Genomic DNA, 21,200 nt, shown 5'->3' with positions numbered 1-21,200 from the left:
GGCTCGCATGTACGAACCTAGGCGTACGGGGCCATTTGGCGCATCTTGGTTGTACAGGACCACCGCAAAGGGACAGGCGCCTTTGTAGTGGCGTTAATCCTTCGATTAGGGAGGCCGTTATGAACGGAAGCCACTTTGATAAGCAAACCCAGCGCGAGCGCGCTTGCTCGCTCGTTCACGGTACTTGGCGTTGCGTGGGCGTGAAGATTGCCAGCGTCGGTGCGTGCGCACTCATGATCGTCCAGCTACTGCTGCCGAGCGTGGCGCTCGCGACCGAGTGCGCGGATTCCGCCGCCGCGACGGGCGAGGTTGCCGCAGCTCTGGTGACGCCGGCAGTTGCGGAGGATGCGGCTCCGGCGACCACGCCTGCAACCGACGCTGCTCTGGCGGCACAAACTGTCGCCGAACCTCAGCAGACGACTCCGGCTGACGCCGCCGATGAGTCTAACAATGCGGCACCCGCTGAACAAAACAATCCCAGCGACAACGCCGCCGCGCCGGCAAACGACGCCATTACGTCGCATGGTGTGACCGACGTGACAGATAAGACCGTCGATGGCGTGTTTGCGCCCAATGCGGCCAATATGCTGTGCGAGCAGCCGGTTGATGATTGGCAAACTATCGACGTTATCGAGATTGACGACGCCACCACCATCTTTAGGGCGGGCGATAAACCGGACTTTACGGCAGACACTCCGGCGGGCTCGAACTCCATTCTTCAGTGTGAGTTCTGGACGGGCAGCGATGGCAGTGAAGTGAACTCCGATATATTCTGGGACCGGAAAATCACCAACCACATCGACGCTTTTAAATCTGGTGTGACCTATCGCTATGGCCTGTACTTTAAGCCGGCGTGGGATTTCTTCTTTACGTCTAACATTAAACTGATGGTCAATGGCGTGGAGTGCAGTTATCGGGTGGATAAGGCAAGCGAGCATGCGCCTGTTCCCGGCTTGTTCCGTACGCTATGGCTAATCACCGACCTGACGTTTACGCCCGAGGCTAAGCCGGTCCCGGTCGACCCGGAGATGCCGGCGCCGCAGCCCGAGGTCAAGCCCGAGGTGAAGCCCGAGGTGAAGCCCGAGCAGAAGCCGGGGGTCAAACCGGAGGTCAAGCCTGCCGTAACGTCAGCTAAGACGATTACGGTGACCAAAACGGTCGCCAAGGCCGCTCCGGCCGAGAAAGCCGACACCGCCCTGGCCGCCTCGGGCGATAGCGCCGCGATGACGGTCGCCGCCCTGGGCATCGCCGGCGCAACCGTTGCCGCGGCAGGCATCGCTGCGACCAAGCGCCGCAAGCGTTAGGTTTTGGCGACGGCGCCCATCCTCGGCTTCAGCACAATCTCAATCTGTAACACCAAGCGGGATATTTAGCCTCTAACTGTTACAGATTGAGACAAAACGACCGGGCAAGTCCCCAACCACCACAAAGGTGCCTGTCCCCATCGTGGTGGTTGGGGCGGCCGGCATAGAAAAAAGTCCCCGCCGGGCGTGTGCTCGACGGGGACTTTGCCGTTTGATGGCGAGCGCTGTAGGTGATTACTCGCCCAGCAGGCTCTTGGTGATGGAAGCGGCGGCCTTCTTGCCGGCGCCCATCGCCAGAATGACCGTAGCGGCACCGGTGACGATGTCGCCGCCGGCCCAGATGCGGGGATCGGTGGTCTGGCCGGTCTCCTCGTCGGCGACGATGTAGCCCCACTTGTTGAGCTCCATCTTGCCGCCGATCTTGGCAGCGAAGGGGTTGGCGTTGGTGCCGATAGCCGAGATCGCGACGTCGCAGGGGATCTCCTCGATGGCGCCCTCGATGGGCACCGGGCGACGACGGCCGGACTCGTCGGGCTCGCCGAGCTCCATCTTCTGGACCTTGACGGCGCACACGGAGCCGTCCTCGCCAGCGACAAACTCGAGCGGGGAGACGAGCGGCAGAACCTCGACGCCCTCGGCCTTAGCATGGTGCAGCTCGGCGCGACGGCAGGGCATCTCGTCCTCGGTACGGCGGTAAGCGATGATGGCGTGCTCGGCGCCCAGGCGCTTGGCGGTACGGACGGCGTCCATAGCCACGTTGCCGCCACCAAAGACGACGACGTTCTTGCCGTGCTTGGTGGGGGTGTCGTACTCGGGGAACTTGTTGGCCTTCATCAGGTTCACGCGGGTGAGGTACTCGTTCGCGAAGAAGACGTTGGGCAGGTTCTCGCCGGGGACGTTGAGGAACTTGGGCAGGCCAGCGCCGGTCGCCACGTAGATGGCGTCGAAGCCCTGCTCGAACAGCTCCTCGGCCGTGGCCATGTTACCCACGACGGAGTTGTACTCAAACTTGACGCCCATGTCCTCCAGGCCGTCAATCTCGCGCTTGACGACTGCCTTGGGCAGACGGAACTCGGGGATGCCGTAGACCAGCACGCCGCCGCCGGTGAAGAATGCCTCGAAGACGGTGACGTCAAAGCCGTTGCGGGCGAGCTCGCCGGCGCAGGTGATGCCGGACGGGCCGGAGCCGACGACGGCGACCTTCTTGCCGTTCTTGGGAGCCATCTTGGGCGTGGAAGCGAGCTCGGGGCGGTCACCCAGGAAGCGCTCGAGCTGGCCGATGGCCACGGGCTCGGACTTCTTGCCACGGATGCACTTGCCCTCGCACTGGTTCTCCTGCGGGCAGACGCGGCCGCAGATGGCGGGAAGCATGGAGTCCTCGCGGATGGTATCGAGAGCGCCGCCGAAGTCCTTCGCGCGGATCTGCTCGATAAAGCGGGGGATGTTGATGTTGACGGGGCAGCCCTCAACACAGAACGGCTTCTTGCAGTTGAGGCAGCGCTCGGCCTCAGCCAGCGCCATCTCCTCGGTGAAGCCCTTGTCGACGGGGCGGAAGTCGCAGGCGCGCTCGGCAGCCGGCTCCTCGTTATCGGGGGTGCGGGGCGACTTCATATCGGCAACGAAACGACCGTTAACTAGTGGCATGCGCAGCTCTTTTCCTCATAGGCCTTGAGGGACTCGCCCTCTTCGGAACGGTAAGCGGCCTGGCGGGCACGAAGGTCATCCCAGTCGACCAGGGTGGCATCGAAGTCGGGGCCGTCGACGCAAGCGAACTTGGTCACGCCGCCCACCTCGACGCGGCAGCAGCCGCACATACCGGTGCCGTCAACCATGATGGGGTTGAGCGACGCGGTGATGGGGGTGTCGTACTTCTGGGCGGTGAGGGTCGAGAACTTCATCATCGGAACGGGGCCGACGCAGAAGACCTGGCTCACGGCCTTGTCCTGCAGCAGGCGCTCCAGCGGAGCGGTGACAACGCCCTGCTCGCCGTAGGAGCCGTCATCGGTGGTGATGTGGATGTGGTCCTCGTCGAGGAGCTCGCGGAACTGGTCCTCCATGAGCAGGAGGTCCTTGGTGCGGGCGCCCATGATGGCGTGGACCTCGTGGCCGGTCTCGACCAGGTGCTTGGCGACCGGGAAGGCAATTGCCAGGCCGACGCCGCCGCCAATGACGGCGCAGGGGCCCTCGGCCATCTCGGTGGGAACGCCCAGCGGGCCCACGACGTCGCGCAGTGACTCGCCGGCCTCATAGGTGGAAAGCATCTCGGTGGTCTTGCCGATCACCATGAAGATGAACTCGACCCAGCCCTCGTCACCGTTCCAACCAGCTAGGGTAAACGGGACGCGCTCGCCCGTCTCGTTGGCGCGAACCATGAGGAACTGTCCAGCGTGCGCATGCTTGGCGATCGCGGGCGCCTCGATGCGGAACTTGAACACCTTCTCCGAGAACTGCGTCTTCTCCAGGATCTTATACATAGAACCCCTCTCTTGTTAGGGCCGCCGAACCGTGCCTCCACGGAAATGGACGGTAGCCCGAGTAAAACCGTACGCGCACAGGCGTTGTGCAGACATACGGTGCAAATTATACCCTCATGGACATGCTGTTTACGTGTGTCTTCGGCGGTTGGGAAAAGGGTTTATCCACTTCGACCTACCAAATAGGGATAGGTTTATTTTGGTCGGTTTTATCAGGCAAAACGGCAAAGGGGGCCGGCCTCGGGTTGTGATGAGGCCGGCCCCCTTTGGGGTGTTATGCGTGTATGGCGGCGCGGGGTTTATTGCGATGCGGCCACCGGGGCGTTTCCGCAGATAAAACCTGCCAAAATAAACCTGTCCCTAAACGGTAGGTTTTAGTGCTTGCCGTTGGCGGAGGCGGCGCCGTTGACGTGGTCGCGGGCATAGATCACGCCGTGCACGATGGCGAGACCCGCGGCGTCGGCGGCGCGGGCGCAGGTGTCCTGGAAGTCATCGGCCTCGCGGGCGCGCAGCTGTTTGAGCACATAGTCTGCCACGGCCATCTTGCCGGGAGGGTTGCCGATGCCGGTGCGGATACGGCTAAAGTCGCGGCTGCCCATCTTGTCGATGATGGAGCGCAGGCCGTTGTGCCCGGCGTGGCCACCGCCCACCTTGACGCGCACGTCACCGGCGGGGATGTCGAGCTCGTCGTGAATCACGAGTAGCTCCTCGGCCTTGATCTTGTACTCGCGGCAGAGCTTGGAGATGGGGCCACCCGAGGTATTCATATACGACTGCGGCTTGACCAGCACGATCTGGCGCTTGCCACCCTCTTCCTCGGGATCGTTGATGTTGATGAGTGCGACCTCGGCGCCGGCCTGGTTTTTCCAGTACGTGACACCGGCCTGACGGGCCAGCTCATCGATCGCCTTAAAGCCGGCGTTGTGGCGGGTCTCGGCATATTCCTCACCCGGGTTGCCAAGTCCGGCAACCATGCGAATCTTAAGCGGCTGTGCAGCTGCCATATTTGTCCTTCCGTTACACATAAAAGTTTAATCAACGACAAAGGCTACCACGCCCGCCGAAGGCGAGACTTCGTTTCAGCGAAATCCCACCAGACAAAAGCGCGGCCGCGGCAGAGCGAGCCGTCGGAACAGAAGAAACCCCCGCGCGACCTTTGCGAAGCAAGGGGGAGCGCGGGGGTTTCTTCTGTTCCGACGGCGATGCGCCGGGTTGCAAGGACGATGCGATTACAGCGCGAAGTCGCCGCCGACGAGCGTGGAGACGGGCTCCTCGTGGTAAACGGCGGAGATGGCCTGAGCGAACTCCTCGGCGACCGAGATAGTCTTGATCTTGCCGCCGACCTCGACGGGGATGGCGTCGGTGACGACGCACTCGACGATGGGGGCATCGTTCAGGCGCTCGATGGCCGGACCGGAGAAGATGCCGTGGGTGGCGCAGACGTAGATGTCGCCGGCGCCCATAGCCTTGAGCTCCTTGACGTTGGCGCACAGGGTGCCAGCGGTGTCGATCATGTCGTCGTTGATGATGCAGGTCTTGCCCTTGATGTCACCGATGATGCCCATGACCTCGGCGGCGTTGTGGCGCGGACGGCCCTTGTGGGCGATGGCCAGGTCGCAGCCGAGCATGTCGGACAGCTTCTTGGCGGCCTTGGCGCGACCCACGTCGGGGGAGACGACAACCAGGTTGTCGGTGTCGAAGTGCATGTCGTTGTAGTACTGGCCAAACAGCGGCAGTGCGGACAGGTGGTTAACCGGGATATCGAAGAAGCCCTGGATCTGGCCCTGGTGCAGGTCGAGGGTGATGATGCGGTTGACGCCGGCACGCTCGAGCAGGTTGGCGACGAGGCGGGCGGTGATGGGCTCGCGCGGGCCGGCCTTGCGGTCCTGGCGGGCATAGCCGTAGTGGGTGATAACGGCGGTGATGGAGCGGGCGGATGCGCGCTTGGCAGCGTCGGTGGCGATGAGCAGCTCCATGAGCATGTCGTTGACGTTGCCGCCGGCCACGGACTGAATCAGGAAGACGTCGGCGCCGCGGACGGTCTCGTCGTAGCGGGCGTAAATCTCACCATTGGCGAACTGCTTTAGCGTAAGGCCCGAAAGCTCGACCCCAAGGTACTCAGCAATCTTCTGAGCGAGGGGACGGTTGGAGGAACCGGAATACACGCGGATGGACTTGCGCATATTCTCCGACTTCTCGGGATCATTAATCGGCATTACCCTTCTCCTTTATATCGAATGCCATATAGATGCCTTGTTGCATTGTAACCGCGCGACGGGGTTAATCGGGTCTTGATAACGTCTTTACCGTCAACGGACACGAACCGACCACTCATCCTGTCGCGCAGGTCACGATAGAAAAAGGAGCCGTCCCCATGGGAACAGCTCCTTAGATGCTTGGTAAAACGTTATACCTCGTCGTCCTCGTGCAGGCGGCGGCGATAATCGGCGGCCCAGCCCTCAATATTTACCTGACGGGCGCGGCCCAGACCGAGTGCGTCGGCCGGGACCGGCTCGGTGATGACGGAGCCGGCGGCCACGAGCGCGCCGTCGCCGATCTGGGCGGGCGCGACCATCATGGTGTCGGAACCGATGAAGGCATCCTTGCCGATGACGGTCTTGTGCTTGTGCACGCCGTCGTAGTTGCAGGTGATGGAGCCCGCGCCCACGTTGACGCCGGAGCCCATGGTGGTGTCGCCGATGTAGGACAGGTGCGGAACCTTGGAGCCCTCGCCGATCGTGGACTTCTTGATCTCCACGTGCGTGCCGGCCTTGGATCCGTCGAGCATGTGGGTGCCCGGGCGCAGGTAGGCGCGCGGGCCGCAGTCGACGCCGTTCTCGATGACGGCCTCGATGGCGATGGTCTCATCGATGGTGCAGCCGCTGCCGACGGTGGTGTCGGTGAGACGGCTGTTGGGGCCGAGCTGGCATTCCTCGCCCACGGTGACGTGGCCGATCAGGTGCGTCTGCGGCCACACGACGGTGTCGCGGCCGATGGTGGCGTCGGGGCCGATCCAAGCCTGCGTGGGGTCGATGAACGTGACGCCCTCTGCCATCCAGTGCTCGTTGATGCGGTCGCGCGCGATGGCGGTGAGCTGCGCGAGCTGGATACGACTGTTGACGCCCAGGCCGTCGCGGTAGTCGTCGCAGTGGAAGATGGAGGCTGCCTGGCCGTGACCCTTGAGGATTTCGAGCATGTCGGGCAGATAGTACTCGGACTGCGCGTTGTCGTTGCCGATCTCGTTGATGTGGGCGGCGAGCTGCGCGCCGTCGAAGGCGTAGCAGCCGGCGTTGCACTCCAGCAGCGTGGCGGCCTGCTCGGGCGTGCAGTCCTTCTGCTCGATGATGCGCTCGATCTGACCATCGGCACCCAGCTTGATGCGGCCGTAGCCAAAAGGATCGGGCGGGGTCATGGTCATGACGGTGCAGGCGAGCTCGCCGGTGGCGACGGTCTGTGCGAACTTGGCGACGGTGTCGGCGGTGATGAGCGGCAGGTCGCCGTTGAGCACGACGACGGGGCCTTGCGTGATGCCGCAGGCCTCGAGCGCGACCTTGACGGCATGGCCGGTGCCCAGGCGCTCGGTCTGCTCGACGCACTCGACCTTGGTGGCGCTGTTGGCGTAGGCGCCATCGATGAGGGCGCGCATCTCGTCGGCGTGGCTGCCGATGACGACCACGACGCGGCTGCAGCCGGCCTTGATGGTGGCGTCGACGATCCACTGAACCATGGGCTTGCCCAGGATTTTGTGCGAAACCTTGCAGTGGTTCGACTTCATGCGGGTGCCCTCGCCGGCGGCGAGGATAATTGCGGTTGCGTCCATGTGATCTCCTGTTACGTTATTAGAGACGTGTGTTTGGAAACGATACACGGCGCAATATGATACCGCAGGCATATGATGAGCGCGTAACGATTGGTTTGCGGCAGCTGATGCTTGGGCCGGCGGTGCGGCGTTTGCGCTGGTTGTGTATGGCGGAGGCGCTGCGGCGTTGTCGTTTGAGCGAGGGGACGGGGGTGCCCGTGGATATCATGCGAGAGGAATCGGGCAACGAGCCCGTCGCGGCATTCTCGATGTCGCATCCGGCGGTGCCGGCACTCTACATGGTGCTGACGTTGGGGCTCACCATGTTCTCGATGCAACCGGTGCTGATCGCGCTGTCGCTCGCGGGCGGGTTGGCGTATGGATTTGCGACGCGCGGGGCTGCCCGCACGTTGGGCGCGCTTCGCTGGCAGCTGCCGGTGATTTTGATCATTGCACTGGTCAACCCGCTGTTTAGCGCATCGGGCTCGACCGAGCTTTTCCATATTGGCATGCGCGCGGTGTATTTGGAGAGCATGATGTACGGCCTGTGCATGGGTGGGCTGTTTGTGGCGAGCGTGCTGTGGTTTGAGGCCGCGGCGTCGATGCTTGGCTACGACAAGGTGCTTGCGCTTTTGGGCAACGCCGCGCCGGTGATCGCGCTCATGATTTCGATGTGCATGCGGCTTATCCCACAGTTTTTGCGCCGCGGCCGCACGGTGCTGGCGGTGCAGGACGCGATTGATGTACCGGGACGCGCGCCGGCTGACCCCGTGCGCTCGCGCCTGCGGGCATCGAGCGTGCTGATGGGCTGGGGCATGGAAGATTCGCTTGAGCGCGCGGATGCCATGCGCTCTCGCGGGTGGGGTGCTGCGTCGCGCCGTACGACGTATGCGCGGTATCGGCTGAGGCGCGGCGATGCTGCCGCGCTGGTTGGACTTGCAGTGTTTGGTGCCGCCGCGGTGGCGGTGGCATGGACCGCGACAGCGCAGTATTCGTTTTACCCGCAGCTTTCGGTGCCCGCGCCGTGGCTGGGCTATGTCGTGTACGCTGCCTGGATGGTGCTGCCCTGCGTGCTGCATGCGATTGACGAGAAGAGGTTTGGCTGATGGCTCGGTTGGATAGGGGCCCGGTGTCGGGCGCGGCGTGCGGCCCGGATATTCCGGCGATTGAGGTGCAGGGCCTTAGTTTTGCCTATCCCGGGGCCGGGGCACCGGTGCTCGAGGGACTTGATTGGCGTGTTCCCCAAGGTGCATTTGCGCTGCTTGTTGGCGGTACCGGATCGGGTAAGTCGACGCTGCTGTCGCTGCTCAAGCCCGAGATCGCTCCGGCGGGCGAGCGCACTGGCGATGCGCGCGTGCTGGGCGAGAACGTTGCCGACATGGACGTGCGGGCATCGGCGGAGCGCGTGGGCTACGTGTTTCAGGATCCCGAGAACCAGATCGTGTGCGAGACCGTGTGGCACGAGATGGCGTTTGGCCTGGAAAACTTGGGGCTAGCACGTGATGAGATGCGCCGTCGCGTAGCTGAGACCAGCTATTTCTTTGGTCTGGAGGACTGGCTTCATCGCGATACCGATACGCTTTCGGGCGGCCGCAAGCAGCTGCTGTCGCTTGCCGCCGTCCTGGCGCTGCGTCCGCGTGTGCTGCTACTCGACGAGCCCACGTCTCAGCTCGATCCCGTTGCCGAGAAGAGTTTTCTGCACGCGCTGTTTCGTGTGAACCGTGAGTTGGGCTGCACGGTTGTTGTGGCTACGCATCAACCGCGCCCAATGCTCGAGTATGCGACGTGTGCGTACCGGATTGAGGACGGTCGCGTGCGCGAGGTGGCGGATATGGCTTCTTTGGGACGCCGAGAATCGTTGTTTTCCGACGACATGTTGGGGTGGGGTGCCGTCCGATGTGCAAAAAACGGAGTATTCAGCGGGCGTGAGGACAATTTGGGCTCTCTGGAGCCGCCCGGGGACGTATCGAGCGCGAAAAAAAGTTCGGAATTGGACAAATCGTCCGAATTTGTGGCGCAAACGTCGCTCGAGAACGGCTCGGAAGCCTTCCCGCGCACGGATGGGAGCAGAATACTCCAAAAAATGCACGGCGGGTCGGCTACCACCCTGGCAGGGAGCTGGTTTCGCTACGATCGCGCGGGCGGCTGGGTGCTGCGCGGGCTCGACGTGGCGTTTTCGGCCGGTGCGGTGCATGCGATCGTGGGCGGCAACGGATGCGGTAAGTCGACGATGCTCTCGGTGCTGGCGAAGACCGCCAAGCTGCAGCGCGGCCGCATGGTGCGCGGAGCGGCCTCGGCGGCGCTGCTGCCTCAGAATCCCAAAGCATTGCTGGTTGCCGAGACGGTTCACGATGAGCTGATGGAATGGGCCTCGACCTGCGGATATGACGAGAACTTGGCGCGGGAGCGTGCGGCGAGCTTGGGGCTGTCGGGTCTGGATGGGCGCCATCCGTACGATCTTTCGGGCGGGCAGCGTCAACTGCTTGCATTGGCAAAACTGCTGCTAATTGGCCCCGAACTGCTATTGCTCGATGAGCCCACCAAGGGTCTAGACCTGGCAAGTCGCTGCATTATCGCCCGCGCCCTGCGTGACCATGCGAAGGCTGGCGGCACCGTCATTATGGCCACGCACGATCTGGATTTTGCCGAGCAGGTTGCCGATGACATTGCCATGATGTTTGACGGCGAGATCGCCTGCATGGAGCCGCCGACCGACTTCCTTGCCGACAACGTGTTTTATAGGGCGTGATGGGATGGCGGATTATCGCATCGTGCGCCTACTCGCAAAACTGGAGATACCGCTGCTGCTGGCGGTGCCAGCCGTGATGGCTGCGGCGTTGCTGGCGGGCGTTGAACAGGCGGCACTTGCCATGCTTGTCGTGGTGGCGCTGGTGCTCGCGCTGTTCTTTGCGGGCTACGAGGCGTCGCGCCCGGGCTTACGCCAGATTATGCCAACGCTGGTTCTGGCGGCGTTGGCTGCGGCGGGGCGCATTCTGTTTGGCCCCATTCCCGACTTTAAACCGGTGAGTGCCATCGCCATTATTGCGGGGGCGACGCTTGGTCGCCGCAATGGTTTTATGGTTGGCGCGTTGGCGGCGCTGACCAGCAATTTCTTTTTTGGACAGGGCATGTGGACGCCGTGGCAGATGTATGCCTGGGGCCTGGTTGGCTATGTTGGCGGCGCGCTGGCGCATGCGGGTGCGTTCGACCGCGCCGACGGCACCGTGCGTATGCCGGCGCTGCTGACCTACGGCTTTGCTTCGGGTTTGCTGTACGGCGTTGTGATCAACGCCTACGACATTATCGGTTTTGTTCAACCGCTCACGTGGGCGGGTGCCATGGCGCGTCTTGCCACCGCCGTACCGTTCGATATCACGCACGGCCTTGCGACCTGCGTGTTTTTGGTCGCCCTGTACAAGCCTTGGTGTCGCCGCATCAACCGAGTCGTCGTGAAGTACGGACTGTAGGGCTGGTTGCGCCGGGGCGGGAATCAATACTGCCGAAGTGCCATTTTAAAACTATGCCGGTTTACGGGGCCAGATTGGCACAAGCAGACCATGCCGGCTATTTTTGAAATAGAGCAAGCCGTTTACCTGCGGTTTTATTATTTCGGAATTGCGTATGGTTGGGGGTTCGCGATTTAGCCCCGTAAACTGGCATAGTTTTGGAATGGCCGGCTGATATGACGGGCGTCGTGACCCTCAAGAGCCAAATTGATCCGTTTTCTTCCGTCTCCAGACGTCCCCGGGGAATCAGCTGAACTCGCCCGCCACGAAATCAGCCTATCTACTACGTTTGACCCGACACCCCCAAACACAACCGCGTTTTATGAAAAACCGCAGGCTTTCTACCTGCGGTTTTCTTTTTGCGTTGTTCGCTGTGGTTGAGGGTGGTGGCTTAAACGTAGTAGATGGGCGTGTTTCGTGGCGGATGGGTCACGTGGATACCACCACGAGGCCCAAAATGATTCGTTTTCCTCCGTCCCCAGGGGATCAGCTGGGGCTAGAGCTCTAGCGTGAGGGTGACGGGGCAGTGGTCGCTGCCGAAGATGTCGCCGCGGATGCCGGTGTCGCGTACGTTGTCGGCGATTGCGTCGCTTACCAGGAAGTAGTCGATGCGCCAGCCGGCGTTGTTCTTGCGGGCATTAAAGCGATAGCTCCACCAGCTGTAGACGCCCTCGACGTCGGGGTTTGCCGCGCGCCAGGTATCGGTAAAGCCGGCGTTGAGCAGCTCGGTAAACTTGCCGCGCTCCTCGTCCGAAAAGCCGGCGTTGCCGCGGTTGGACTTGGGGTTCTTAAGGTCGATCTCCTCGTGCGCCACGTTAAAGTCGCCGCAGGTCACGACGGGTTTGCCGGTCTCGCGCTCGAGCGCGTTCAAAAAGCCGCGGTAAGCATCGTCCCAGGCCATGCGCACGTCGATGCGGGCGAGTTCGTTTTGCGCGTTGGGAGTGTAGACATCCACAAACCAGAACTTGTCGAACTCCAGCGCGCAGACGCGGCCCTCGGTTGCGGCTTGGGCGACGAGTACGGCCGCCTCGTTCTCGCCGGCGTAGGGTAGCAGTGCGTCGGCGTGCAGCACGCGCAGCGGTTCCTGGCGGCTAAAGACCGCAGTGCCCGAATAGCCTTTACGCTCGGCGTAGCTCCAGGTTTGGTGATAGCCGGGCAGGTCAATATCGACCTGGCCTTCTTGCAACTTGGTCTCTTGCAGCGCCAGGATATCGACGTCGAGTTCTTGCGCGATCTGGATAAAGCTCGGGTCCTTTTTGAGCACGGCGCGCAGGCCGTTGACGTTCCACGAGGCGAAAGTGTAAGTCTGAGGCATGGTGTCCTTTCGACGGGGTTGGCAGGCTTAAGATTAGCGCAACAGGGGCGGGGTGGGCTCCGCGCATGCTGACTTAAAGGTCGCATGCTGGGACATCGCCCGACGCCGCCCGATCAACAAGGACGGAGGGCTCATATGACGCAGGCAATATCGGACCCCAGGCAGGCGTCCGCCGCGCTGGCGGATCTGTTTGACACCCACAAGCGCGTGGTCTTCTTTGGCGGCGCTGGTGTTTCCACGGCAAGTGGCATCCCCGATTTCCGCAGCGTGGACGGCCTGTATCACCAGCAGTTTGCCTACCCGCCCGAGACTATGCTCTCGCATAGCTTTTATGAGACACATCCGGCCGAGTTCTTCGACTTTTACCGCACCAAGATGATCGCGCTTAACGCTAAGCCCAACAGCTGTCACACCAAGCTGGCCGAGCTGGAGCGCGCCGGCAAGCTTGATGCCGTGGTGACGCAAAACATCGACGGCTTGCATCAGATGGCGGGCTCGCAGCGCGTGTTCGAGCTGCACGGATCGGTCCATCGCAACATTTGCCAGTCGTGCGGCGCGGTCTATAGCGCCGAGTGGATTTGCTCGCGCGAGCACGAGGACGCCGCGGGCGTGCCCGTGTGCCCCGCGTGCGGTGGTCGCATCAAGCCCGATGTGGTGCTCTACGAAGAGCCGCTCGACGAGCATGTGTTGACCGGTGCCGTTGCCGCCATTGCCGCGGCCGATGCCCTCATTGTGGGTGGGACCTCGCTCGTGGTGTATCCGGCGGCAGGCCTTACGCGTTACTTTACTGGCGATACGCTGGCCATTTGCAATTTGGCGCCTACCGATCAGGATGCAAATGCCGACCTGCTGATTTCTTGCGACATCGCGGCCGCGTTTGCGTTCTAGCCCGTGTGCGCGGATACAATAGAAAGACTGAGTGCAAAGCGACCCCGCCGCCAGCTCCCCAAGCTCGGCGGCGTGGGCATTTTAGGAGGATGTTCATGGCGAACGACAGCAAGACATGGCGGTGCGGAAAGTATGAGCTCAGCTTTGACCGTCCGCGCATCATGGGCGTCCTCAACGTGACGCCCGATTCGTTTAGCGACGGCGGGGAGCACTTCGACCCGGATGCCGCCATCGAGTACGGCCTGGCGATGCTTGACGCCGGCGCCGACATCATCGACGTGGGCGGTGAGTCCACGCGCCCCGGCTTTACCCCGGTTAATCCCGACGAGGAGGCTCGCCGCGTGCTGCCCGTGGTGCGCGCGCTGGCCAAAGAGGGCGCCATCGTCTCGATCGACACGCGCCACGTGGCGGTTGCCAAGGCGGCCGTGCGCTGCGGCGCCTCGATCGTCAACGACGTGACGGGCTTCACCGACCCCAAGATGGTCGAGTTTGTTAAGACGAGCACCTGCGGCGTCATCGTGATGCATGCCGGCGAGGTCGCCGCGCCTACACGCACGCACGCAACGGTGCAGCTCGATACCTCGGCTGCGGCGTTTGTTGCCGAGAAGGCGCGCGAGGCGGCTGCCGAGGCCGCGCGTGAGGCTGAGAAGCCGGCTCGCCGCCGTCGCGGCAAGTTGCTGGGCGAGCCTAAGCCGGAGGCCAAGCTTCCGGGCGGCGTGGTGCAGCCCTCGTTGCCGTTTGGCGATCCGGAGCCCGCGACCGAGCCTGCAAGCGAGCAGGAGACGCCGGCCGCCGAGCAGGCTGCTGCCGCCGAGACCGTCGCGCCCGCGCCCGAGGCCACCGAGGCCGCATCGGAGCCCAATGACCGCCTGGCCGCCATGATGCGCCGCAGCGCCCGCCGCGAGGAAGCCTACGTGCCCACCTCGCAGCTCCGCCGCTTCACCCTGCCCGATTCGGCGCCCATCATGCGCCGCGTCATGGGCTTTCTGTCCGACCAGGCCCGCGCGCTCATCCACGCCGGCGTGTCGCGCGACCGCATCTGCATTGATCCCGGTCCGGGCTTTGGCAAGACGGCCAACGAGGACATCGTCATCCAGCGCGAGACTGCCAAGATGGCGTCACTGGGTTATCCGCTCATGTGCGCCGTATCGCGCAAGCGCTTTGTGGGCGCCGTCTCGGGCGTGACCGAGGCCGCCGAGCGCGATGCCGCTACGTTTGGCGTGTGCCTGGGCGCCATCCAGGCCGGTGCCAACATTGTGCGCGTGCACGACGCCGCGGGCTTTGCGCAGTTCCTGAACGGCTACTGGGCGGTTGCCAAGCCGCAGCCGCGCCGCGCGTTTGTGGCCGTGGGCTCCAACCTGGGGCATCGCTGTGACAACATCCGCGCCGCACGCGACATGATCGCCGAGATTCCACTCACCTGCGTGTCCAACTCCTCCAAGATCTACGAGAGCGAGCCGGCCTACGAGACGCGCCAGGACGCGTTTGCCAACGCCGTCATCGAGATTAAGACCGAGCTGGCTCCGCTGGTGCTGCTTGACGAGCTCATGAAGATCGAGGCCGAGCTGGGCCGCGACCGTTCCAAGAAGGCCAAGGCCAACGGCCCGCGCACCATCGACTTGGACCTGCTGTGGATGGACGGCGAGACCCACGGCGGCAAGAAGCTGCGCCTGCCGCATCCGCTGATCGGCGAGCGTGACTTTGTGCTGGTGCCGCTCGAGGACCTGATGCACGACCCGGCTCGGTTCTTCCGCTACAACGGCGTCGAGGTCAAGGAGCCCGAGGATCGCGTGGGCCATATCGTGGGCGAATTGGGGCGTATGTAGATGATCGAGATGAATGCTGTTGCCGCTGGCACCGAGCTCGACGCGGCGCGTGACGCGGGCCGCGAGGGCGTGTCCGCGGGCTGGTGCGCGTGGAGCGTGGGCGATGCTTCGCTGACGTTTTCGCTGGTTGTGCGCCCCGATGTGAACATGCACGCCTTCCACGGCCTGCCGTTTGTGGCCGCGATGGGCATGATGGACGCGCTCGTGGGCACGGCTTCGACGCCGGGGTTGGGCCTTGCCGGTAAAGTGGGTATCCAGTGGCCGAGCGATATCGTGTGCGGTGCGCCTGCGTTTGAGACGTCGTTCGCGCGCGTCGCCGTCAACGGCGGTGCCGGTGCCGCGGGCATGTTTGCCGCAGTGACGGTTGATATTGAGCGTGCGGCGCTGGGTGAGCTTGGCGTGGATATGGCCGACGAGGTGCTGGTCGAGGCATTGGCCACCGCCGTGCTGACCCGCGTGGACACCTGGGCGGTTGCCGCCAACACACCACAGGGCGCTGCCGGCCCGCTGGCTCCGGTGCTGGGTGAGTACTTCGATATGGTGCCGCTGCTGGGTCGTCAGGTTGCGGCGGTGTCGCCCAACGGTTTGCCGCTTGCGGTCGGTGTGTTTGCGGGCCTGGACATCTGGGGCCGCGCGACCATCAAGACCGATGCCGGCGAGCAGGAGTTTCCGCCCGAGGCCGTACGGATTCGCGGACTGTAACGCGAGGCGCCCGCGCTCAAAGATAGCGATGACAACAAGACCCTCCTCGGCTGTGCCGGGGAGGGTTTCGCTTGTTTGGGGAATGGGTTGCCGGCGCCCTATTCCTCAAAACCGAAAAATTTTCGTTTTTGAGGAATAGGACCGATGCGTTGCCTAGTTCGCCGCTCGCGCTCGACTTAAACCCCGCCTTACCCCAGCTTCTGCATGCGGCGGTAGATTTCGCAGATGCCTTTGATGGTGAGCTGCCCGTCGACCACGTCGAAGGCATCGGTCGAATCGGCGACGATGCCGGCGAGACCGCCTGTGGCGATAACGGTGGCGTCCTCGCGGCCCAGCTCGCGCTTCATGCGAGCGACCAGGCCTTCGGCCATGGAGGCGGCGCCCATCACGGCGCCGACCTTGATGCACTCCTCGGTATCGCGGCCGATGGCATGCTCGGGCGCCTCGAGCGGCACGCTGGCGAGCTTGGCGGCACGGGCGGCAAGCGCGTCCATGGAGATGCGGATGCCCGGCGCGATCGCTCCGCCAATGTAATAACCGTCCTCATCGATGACGTCGATATTGGTCGCGGTGCCAAAGTCCACCACGATTGCCGGCGCGCCGTAGAAAGTTTCGGCCGCAACGGCGTTAGCGACGCGATCGGCGCCTACGGCTTGGGGACGCGCCGCGCGCAGCTTGGTCACGGCGGCCGTCTGCGGCCCGATGACGATGGCGTCTGCGGCAATGCGGTCGGCCACGGCGTGCCACTCGCGCGAGAGCTGCGGCACCACGCCCGCAAAGGCGATCGCGTCAACCGCATCGAGCGAGAGGCCGTACATCTTAAAGAAACCCATCAGGCGCACGTGGATCTCGTCGGCGGTATAGGAGCGGTCGGTGGGCATGCGCCACGACTGCACCAGCTCGTCTCCGTCGAACAGGCCCATGGCCGTCTGCGTGTTTCCCATATCGATAGCGAGCAGCATGTCTACTCCCAGTGTTGGCATAAAAGGACGCGCACCATTGTATACGCGCCGTCGACGGCGCTCGGCCGCGATTCGTTTACGGTGATAGGGGCTGAGGGGTTTAAATATGAAGGAATTATGCTCTACGAGATTTTCCTTGCCGTTTACCGAACTCCCGCGTAATATTCTTTCTTGCGCACATGAGGCGCCCAGACATTGCGGGGTGGAGCAGTCTGGTAGCTCGCCGGGCTCATAACCCGGAGGTCGTAGGTTCAAATCCTGCCCCCGCGACCAAGAACTTGCAGCTCGTCGGCCTAGCCGGCGAGCTTTTTTGTTATTCCGGGACCGTGTTTTCGGTCCAATTCCCAACCTCTCAATCAAAGATCTCGATCTGTAACATCTAGACCCGATTTGGGCGGCTAGATGTTACAGATCGAGATATACCGGTGGATTGGGTCCCGTTTGTCTAAATCTATAACACGAGGGACGGATTTCGCCGAGTTGTTGTTATAGATTGAGATTTTCTAGCAGGCGGGTCCCGTTTGTCTCGATCTGTAACAGTAAGACCCGATTTTGCCGCGTAACTGTTACAGATTGAGATAAACCGACGGGCCGCCCCGCCCATCCCCATCCACCCGCCGCCACCTGCTATCCGCCGATTTCCGTTGCGCCCCTGTGGCTCCATGCCATATCCTCTAGACAACTACGCGGCATCATCGCCGCCGCGCCTACAAGAGAGGAATGTCCATGACCACACCTGCGTCCAAGCTGCTTCAACCCATTACGGTTGGCCCCCTTGAGCTCAAAAACCGCATTATGTTCCCGCCGCTTACCACCGGCTACGAGGAACGCGACGGCTCCATCGGTGAGCGCAGCCTGGCTTTTTACGAGCGCCTGGCCCGTGGCGGCGTGAGCTACATCGTCATTGGCGACGTTGCTCCCGTTATGACCGCAAGCCCCACGCCCAAGCTGGCGACCGACGCCCAGATCCCCACGTTTAAGGCGCTGGCCGACGCCGTCCACAAGCACGGCGCCAAGATCGCCCTGCAGCTGTTCCATCCCGAGTACGACGTCCCCGGCGTCGGCCGCATGGTCATGGGCTCCATGGCCGCTGCGAAAGCCGCGCAGGAGGCCAAGGCCGCCGGCGACGAGGAGGCCTTTGCCGCCAAGATGGCCGAGTCCAACGAGATTTGCAAGCAGGCCTACGCCAAGCTGCACCACGACATGCAGCACTTTGTGAACGAGGCCACCGTGGAGCAGCTCACCCAGATCAAGGAGGCCATCGCCGCCTCGGCCGCCCGCGCGCAGCAGGCTGGCATCGACGCCATCGAGGTCCACGGCGACCGCCTGGTGGGTTCGCTGTGCTCCGCCATCCTCAACCAGCGCACCGACGAGTACGGTGGCTCGTTCGAGAACCGCGTCCGTTATGCGCTGGAGGTCGTCGCCGCCATTAAGGAAGCCGCACCGCAGCTGATGGTGGAGTACAAGCTCCCCGTGATCATGGAGAACCCCGACGGCACGCCGCGCGGCAAGGGCGGTCTGCTGCCCGATGAGGCCTGCGAGTTCGCCAAGCTGCTCGAGGGCGCCGGCATCGACATGATTCAGGTGGCGCAGGCAAACCACACCGGCAACATGGGCGACACCATTCCGCCCATGGGCGCCATGCCCTACAACTGGACGCTGCCCGTGGCCGAGCGCGTCAAGGCCCTGGTCTCCGTGCCGGTGGCAACCGTCGGCCGCGTTGTCTCGGTCGAGGCGGGCGAGAAGATTCTGGAAGACGGTTCGGCCGACATCGTCGCGTACGGCCGCTCGCTCATGTGCGATCCCGATATTGCGCTCAAGGCCGCCACGGGCGAGCCCATCCGCGAGTGCCTCAACTGCAACAAGGGCTGCGTCGACGCGATCCAAAACCGTCAGTACATCTCGTGCGTGCTCAATGCCGAGAACGGCGACGAGGCGACCGTCGCCATTAAGCCGGGCGAGGGTGACAAGAAGATCGCCGTGGTGGGCGGCGGTATTGCCGGCCTGGAGGCCGCGCGCGTGGCGGCCAAGCGCGGCTACGACGTGACCGTCTACGAGGCGAGCGACCATCTGGGCGGCCAGATTGTGCTGGCGGCCGCGCCTCCGCGCAAGGACGAGATCATGCGCTCGGTGGAGTACTACGAGAAGATTCTGCCCGGCCTGGGCGTGAAGGTTGAGCTCAACCACGCCGCTAGCCCCGCGGACCTCAACGCCGCCGACGCCGCGATTGTGGCCGTGGGCGCGCACGACGTGGTCATTCCCGTTCCGGGTGCCGATTCGGAGAAGGTCGTCTCGAGCTGGGACGTGCTGGCCGGCAAGGTGGAGCTCAGCGGCCGCGTCGCTGTCATTGGCGGTGGCCTGGTGGGCACCGAGACTGCCGAGCACCTGCTGCAGCACGGCTGCGAGGTGGAGATCGTGGAGATGCTCGACAAGATTGCCGCGGGCGAGTCCGAGACCATTCTGCCGCTGATCATGAGCGACTTTGCCGCCCACAACGTGGAACAGCACGTGAAGACCCGCCTGACCGCCATTACCGACGAGGGCGTGGAGGCCATTCGCACCACCGAGGACGGCGCCGAGGAGCCGGTGAAGGTCGCCTGCGATTACGTGGTGATGGCCGTAGGCTCCAAGGCCAACGCGTTTGACCTGGACGGCGTGACGGTGCCCGTGACCTGCGTGGGCGACTGCTCGGGCGAGCGCACCGCCGACATTGCGAGCGCCATTCGCACGGCGTATCACGCGGCCAACGAGCTCTAAGCAAGAAAGCTATCGCGTATTGAGTGGGCGGGGAGTGCCGTATCGGCGCTCCCCGCCTTTTTGCCAATGAGGGCGCCAACTGACCAGCTGGTTCAGAAAATCCGAATACTTAAAACACGAAAATCCGAATCGCAACCACCCGAAAATCCGAATTTGCTACAGTGGAATAGAAGAATCAGAAAGCAGGACCTGGAAATCTGCGGGGGTGGCTCATGGCGGGCGAGAGGCTACATCGGGACGGATACATCCCGCGTATCGTGGATGCGCAAATCGAACGCTACCTTCGCGTCTTTGGCGCGGTCGAGATTGCGGGCACCAAGTGGTGCGGCAAGACGTGGGCCGCGCTTGAGCACGGGGCGTCCGCCTCGTATGTCGACGAGAATCTCGACCTCGCGCGTGCCGATCCGGCGATGATGTTGCTGGGAGACCGTCCGCATATTATCGATGAGTGGCAGCGCGTTCCCCAGATCTGGGACTACGTTAGACACGAGGTTGACCGCACCCGGGGTACGCGCGGCGCCTATATCCTCACGGGTTCCGCCACGCCTGCGTTTGGCTCAAAGGCGGAGACGCCCGCGCATAGTGGAGCCGGCCGCATCGGCCGCGTTCGCATGCACCCCATGACGCTTGCCGAGACAGGTGAGTCCAACGGCAAGGTGAGCCTGGCGGGCTTGTTTGAGCATCGTTTTGAGCCCTGTCGGTGCAATGGCGATACGCCGGGGCTTGTCGAAGCCGCTTGCCGCGGCGGCTGGCCCGAGGCGATCGATATGGTTTCGGCTGACGCCCAGCTCATCGCCCGCGAATATCTCAACACCACGTTTTCGAGCAGCTTCCCGGCGGTCGGTCTCGACCCCGATATTGCTCGTCGAGTCTCCGCATCGATCGCGCGCAATCTGGGACAGGCAGCCACGTATAAAATGATTCTTATGGATATGTTCGGTGCCGAGGAGGAGCCCGCAGCGTTTGCCGACGAGACCAAGGTGCGTAGGTACCTGGATGCCCTCAAAGGTATGTTCATTCTCGAGGAGGTCCCCGGTTGGGTTCCCGCCGCGCGCGACAAACGGCGCTTTACCGTCAAGCCCAAGCGCTATCTGGCAGATCCGAGCCTTGCTTGCGCCTTGCTAGGTATGTCCTCGCGGGCGCTGCTTGCCGACTGGCAGACATTTGGTCTGGTGTTTGAGAATTTGGTCATACGCGATCTTTCGGTCTACGCACGTTCGCTCGACCTGCTGGATAGCACGCCCGTGCGCTATTATCGCGACGATTCGGGCCTTGAATGCGATGCCATCGTGCAGCTAGCCGATGGACGGTGGGCCGCCTTTGAGATTAAGGTAAGTGAAGATAAAGCGAGCGCCGGCGTCGAGAGTCTCAAGCGCGTTCGCAAGAAGGTCTGTGGAAATCCTCGTTCACGCACACGCGAACCGGAGTTTATGGCCGTGATTGTGGGGGTGGGTGAGTACGCCCGCGAGGTCGAGGACGGTATCTACGCGATACCCGTGCGCGCGTTGGGGTGTTAAGGGGCGGCACGCCGTGTGCCCGCTGCCCGGTGCTGCGGATTGGTGCAAGTGGTCAGGTTTGTTTGCACCATGTCCTTGGCATATGGAAGAAGCTGCTATTCGTAATCTTTAAGACATCATTAAGGCTTGCGCTGTGGAGCAAACCGCAGG

The 21,200-nt window shown here is 63.1% G+C and carries 16 protein-coding genes and 1 tRNA gene; 10 read left to right on the top strand and 7 right to left on the bottom strand.

The window, feature by feature from the left end; translation table 11 throughout:
• Positions 1 to 119 precede the first annotated feature (119 nt).
• Positions 120 to 1,304, top strand: coding sequence for a hypothetical protein (locus DW892_RS05705; RefSeq protein ID WP_117766311.1), 1,185 nt, complete (start codon positions 120 to 122; stop codon positions 1,302 to 1,304).
• A gap of 234 nt (positions 1,305 to 1,538) precedes the next feature.
• On the opposite strand, the gene gltA is transcribed toward DW892_RS05705, so the two are convergent.
• From gltA to glmU, 5 genes are all read right to left on the bottom strand, one after another.
• Positions 1,539 to 2,948: an NADPH-dependent glutamate synthase gene (gltA, locus tag DW892_RS05700; protein WP_089572633.1), complete on the bottom strand. Its 1,410-nt coding sequence runs from the start codon at positions 2,946 to 2,948 to the stop codon at positions 1,539 to 1,541.
• On the bottom strand, positions 2,939 to 3,778 hold the full coding sequence (locus DW892_RS05695) for a sulfide/dihydroorotate dehydrogenase-like FAD/NAD-binding protein (RefSeq protein WP_006235793.1): 840 nt from the start codon (positions 3,776 to 3,778) through the stop codon (positions 2,939 to 2,941). The genes gltA and DW892_RS05695 overlap by 10 nt, the downstream gene beginning before the upstream one ends.
• Before the next feature lie 374 nt (positions 3,779 to 4,152).
• Positions 4,153 to 4,782, bottom strand: a complete 630-nt coding sequence (gene pth, locus DW892_RS05690) for an aminoacyl-tRNA hydrolase (protein ID WP_187364989.1) — start codon at positions 4,780 to 4,782, stop codon at positions 4,153 to 4,155.
• Positions 4,783 to 5,007: 225 nt separating this feature from the next.
• Positions 5,008 to 5,994, bottom strand: a complete 987-nt coding sequence (locus tag DW892_RS05685) for a ribose-phosphate pyrophosphokinase (RefSeq protein WP_089573682.1) — start codon at positions 5,992 to 5,994, stop codon at positions 5,008 to 5,010.
• A 191-nt stretch (positions 5,995 to 6,185) separates the two neighbouring features.
• Positions 6,186 to 7,598: a bifunctional UDP-N-acetylglucosamine diphosphorylase/glucosamine-1-phosphate N-acetyltransferase GlmU gene (gene glmU, locus DW892_RS05680; protein WP_117766309.1), complete on the bottom strand. Its 1,413-nt coding sequence runs from the start codon at positions 7,596 to 7,598 to the stop codon at positions 6,186 to 6,188.
• A 206-nt stretch (positions 7,599 to 7,804) separates the two neighbouring features.
• Here glmU and DW892_RS05675 point away from each other — a divergent pair, with 206 nt between their 5' ends.
• The 3 genes from DW892_RS05675 to DW892_RS05665 are packed head-to-tail and all read left to right on the top strand — an operon-like array spanning position 7,805 to position 11,044.
• Positions 7,805 to 8,683 (top strand): energy-coupling factor transporter transmembrane component T, encoded by an 879-nt coding sequence (locus tag DW892_RS05675; RefSeq protein WP_117766401.1) that lies wholly within the window; start codon positions 7,805 to 7,807, stop codon positions 8,681 to 8,683.
• Positions 8,683 to 10,326, top strand: coding sequence for an ABC transporter ATP-binding protein (locus DW892_RS05670; RefSeq protein ID WP_117766307.1), 1,644 nt, complete (start codon positions 8,683 to 8,685; stop codon positions 10,324 to 10,326). The genes DW892_RS05675 and DW892_RS05670 overlap by 1 nt, the downstream gene beginning before the upstream one ends.
• Before the next feature lie 4 nt (positions 10,327 to 10,330).
• The gene (locus DW892_RS05665) at positions 10,331 to 11,044 is read left to right on the top strand and encodes a DUF6580 family putative transport protein (protein WP_117766305.1); all 714 of its coding nucleotides are present in this window, start codon (positions 10,331 to 10,333) and stop codon (positions 11,042 to 11,044) included.
• Between the two features lie 535 nt (positions 11,045 to 11,579).
• Here DW892_RS05665 and DW892_RS05660 read toward each other — a convergent pair.
• Positions 11,580 to 12,398 (bottom strand): exodeoxyribonuclease III, encoded by an 819-nt coding sequence (locus tag DW892_RS05660; RefSeq protein ID WP_117629805.1) that lies wholly within the window; start codon positions 12,396 to 12,398, stop codon positions 11,580 to 11,582.
• Between the two features lie 135 nt (positions 12,399 to 12,533).
• Between DW892_RS05660 and DW892_RS05655 the strand changes: the two genes are divergently transcribed.
• The 3 genes from DW892_RS05655 to DW892_RS05645 all read left to right on the top strand — a co-directional run bounded on the left by DW892_RS05655 (position 12,534) and on the right by DW892_RS05645 (position 15,814).
• Positions 12,534 to 13,286, top strand: coding sequence for an NAD-dependent protein deacylase (locus DW892_RS05655; RefSeq protein WP_117766303.1), 753 nt, complete (start codon positions 12,534 to 12,536; stop codon positions 13,284 to 13,286).
• A 95-nt stretch (positions 13,287 to 13,381) separates the two neighbouring features.
• Positions 13,382 to 15,112, top strand: coding sequence for a dihydropteroate synthase (gene folP, locus DW892_RS05650; protein ID WP_117766302.1), 1,731 nt, complete (start codon positions 13,382 to 13,384; stop codon positions 15,110 to 15,112).
• A complete protein-coding gene (locus tag DW892_RS05645; protein ID WP_117766300.1) occupies positions 15,113 to 15,814 on the top strand; it encodes a hypothetical protein in 702 nt (233 codons plus the stop codon).
• A gap of 188 nt (positions 15,815 to 16,002) precedes the next feature.
• Here DW892_RS05645 and DW892_RS05640 read toward each other — a convergent pair whose 3' ends face one another.
• On the bottom strand, positions 16,003 to 16,776 hold the full coding sequence (locus tag DW892_RS05640; RefSeq protein WP_158567031.1) for a type III pantothenate kinase: 774 nt from the start codon (positions 16,774 to 16,776) through the stop codon (positions 16,003 to 16,005).
• A 196-nt stretch (positions 16,777 to 16,972) separates the two neighbouring features.
• On the opposite strand from DW892_RS05640, the gene DW892_RS05635 reads away from it, so the two are divergent.
• The 3 genes from DW892_RS05635 to DW892_RS05625 all read left to right on the top strand — a co-directional run bounded on the left by DW892_RS05635 (position 16,973) and on the right by DW892_RS05625 (position 21,050).
• Positions 16,973 to 17,049, top strand: a tRNA-Met gene (locus DW892_RS05635).
• A 453-nt stretch (positions 17,050 to 17,502) separates the two neighbouring features.
• Positions 17,503 to 19,533: a bilirubin reductase, long form gene (bilR, locus tag DW892_RS05630; RefSeq protein ID WP_233546845.1), complete on the top strand. Its 2,031-nt coding sequence runs from the start codon at positions 17,503 to 17,505 to the stop codon at positions 19,531 to 19,533.
• 212 nt (positions 19,534 to 19,745) lie between these two features.
• Positions 19,746 to 21,050, top strand: a complete 1,305-nt coding sequence (locus DW892_RS05625) for an ATP-binding protein (RefSeq protein WP_117766294.1) — start codon at positions 19,746 to 19,748, stop codon at positions 21,048 to 21,050.
• The last annotated feature ends 150 nt before the right edge of the window (positions 21,051 to 21,200 follow it).

This window comes from Collinsella sp. AM40-7AC (assembly GCF_003468125.1).
Lineage (GTDB): Bacteria > Actinomycetota > Coriobacteriia > Coriobacteriales > Coriobacteriaceae > Collinsella > Collinsella aerofaciens_O.
This window is presented reverse-complemented; position numbering and strand designations above follow the sequence as displayed.

Excerpts from the sequence above, each read along its gene's own strand:
- DW892_RS05645 (WP_117766300.1), top strand. The coding sequence starts at position 15,113 with ATGATCGAGATGAATGCTGTTGCCGCTGGCACCGAGCTCGACGCGGCG.
- DW892_RS05660 (WP_117629805.1), bottom strand. The coding sequence starts at position 12,398 with ATGCCTCAGACTTACACTTTCGCCTCGTGGAACGTCAACGGCCTGCGC.
- folP (WP_117766302.1), top strand. The coding sequence starts at position 13,382 with ATGGCGAACGACAGCAAGACATGGCGGTGCGGAAAGTATGAGCTCAGC.
- DW892_RS05670 (WP_117766307.1), top strand. The coding sequence starts at position 8,683 with ATGGCTCGGTTGGATAGGGGCCCGGTGTCGGGCGCGGCGTGCGGCCCG.
- glmU (WP_117766309.1), bottom strand. The coding sequence starts at position 7,598 with ATGGACGCAACCGCAATTATCCTCGCCGCCGGCGAGGGCACCCGCATG.
- DW892_RS05685 (WP_089573682.1), bottom strand. The coding sequence starts at position 5,994 with ATGCCGATTAATGATCCCGAGAAGTCGGAGAATATGCGCAAGTCCATC.
- gltA (WP_089572633.1), bottom strand. The coding sequence starts at position 2,948 with ATGCCACTAGTTAACGGTCGTTTCGTTGCCGATATGAAGTCGCCCCGC.
- bilR (WP_233546845.1), top strand. The coding sequence starts at position 17,503 with ATGACCACACCTGCGTCCAAGCTGCTTCAACCCATTACGGTTGGCCCC.
- DW892_RS05695 (WP_006235793.1), bottom strand. The coding sequence starts at position 3,778 with ATGTATAAGATCCTGGAGAAGACGCAGTTCTCGGAGAAGGTGTTCAAG.
- DW892_RS05675 (WP_117766401.1), top strand. The coding sequence starts at position 7,805 with ATGCGAGAGGAATCGGGCAACGAGCCCGTCGCGGCATTCTCGATGTCG.
- DW892_RS05705 (WP_117766311.1), top strand. The coding sequence starts at position 120 with ATGAACGGAAGCCACTTTGATAAGCAAACCCAGCGCGAGCGCGCTTGC.
- pth (WP_187364989.1), bottom strand. The coding sequence starts at position 4,782 with ATGGCAGCTGCACAGCCGCTTAAGATTCGCATGGTTGCCGGACTTGGC.
- DW892_RS05665 (WP_117766305.1), top strand. The coding sequence starts at position 10,331 with ATGGCGGATTATCGCATCGTGCGCCTACTCGCAAAACTGGAGATACCG.
- DW892_RS05655 (WP_117766303.1), top strand. The coding sequence starts at position 12,534 with ATGACGCAGGCAATATCGGACCCCAGGCAGGCGTCCGCCGCGCTGGCG.
- DW892_RS05640 (WP_158567031.1), bottom strand. The coding sequence starts at position 16,776 with ATGCTGCTCGCTATCGATATGGGAAACACGCAGACGGCCATGGGCCTG.
- DW892_RS05625 (WP_117766294.1), top strand. The coding sequence starts at position 19,746 with ATGGCGGGCGAGAGGCTACATCGGGACGGATACATCCCGCGTATCGTG.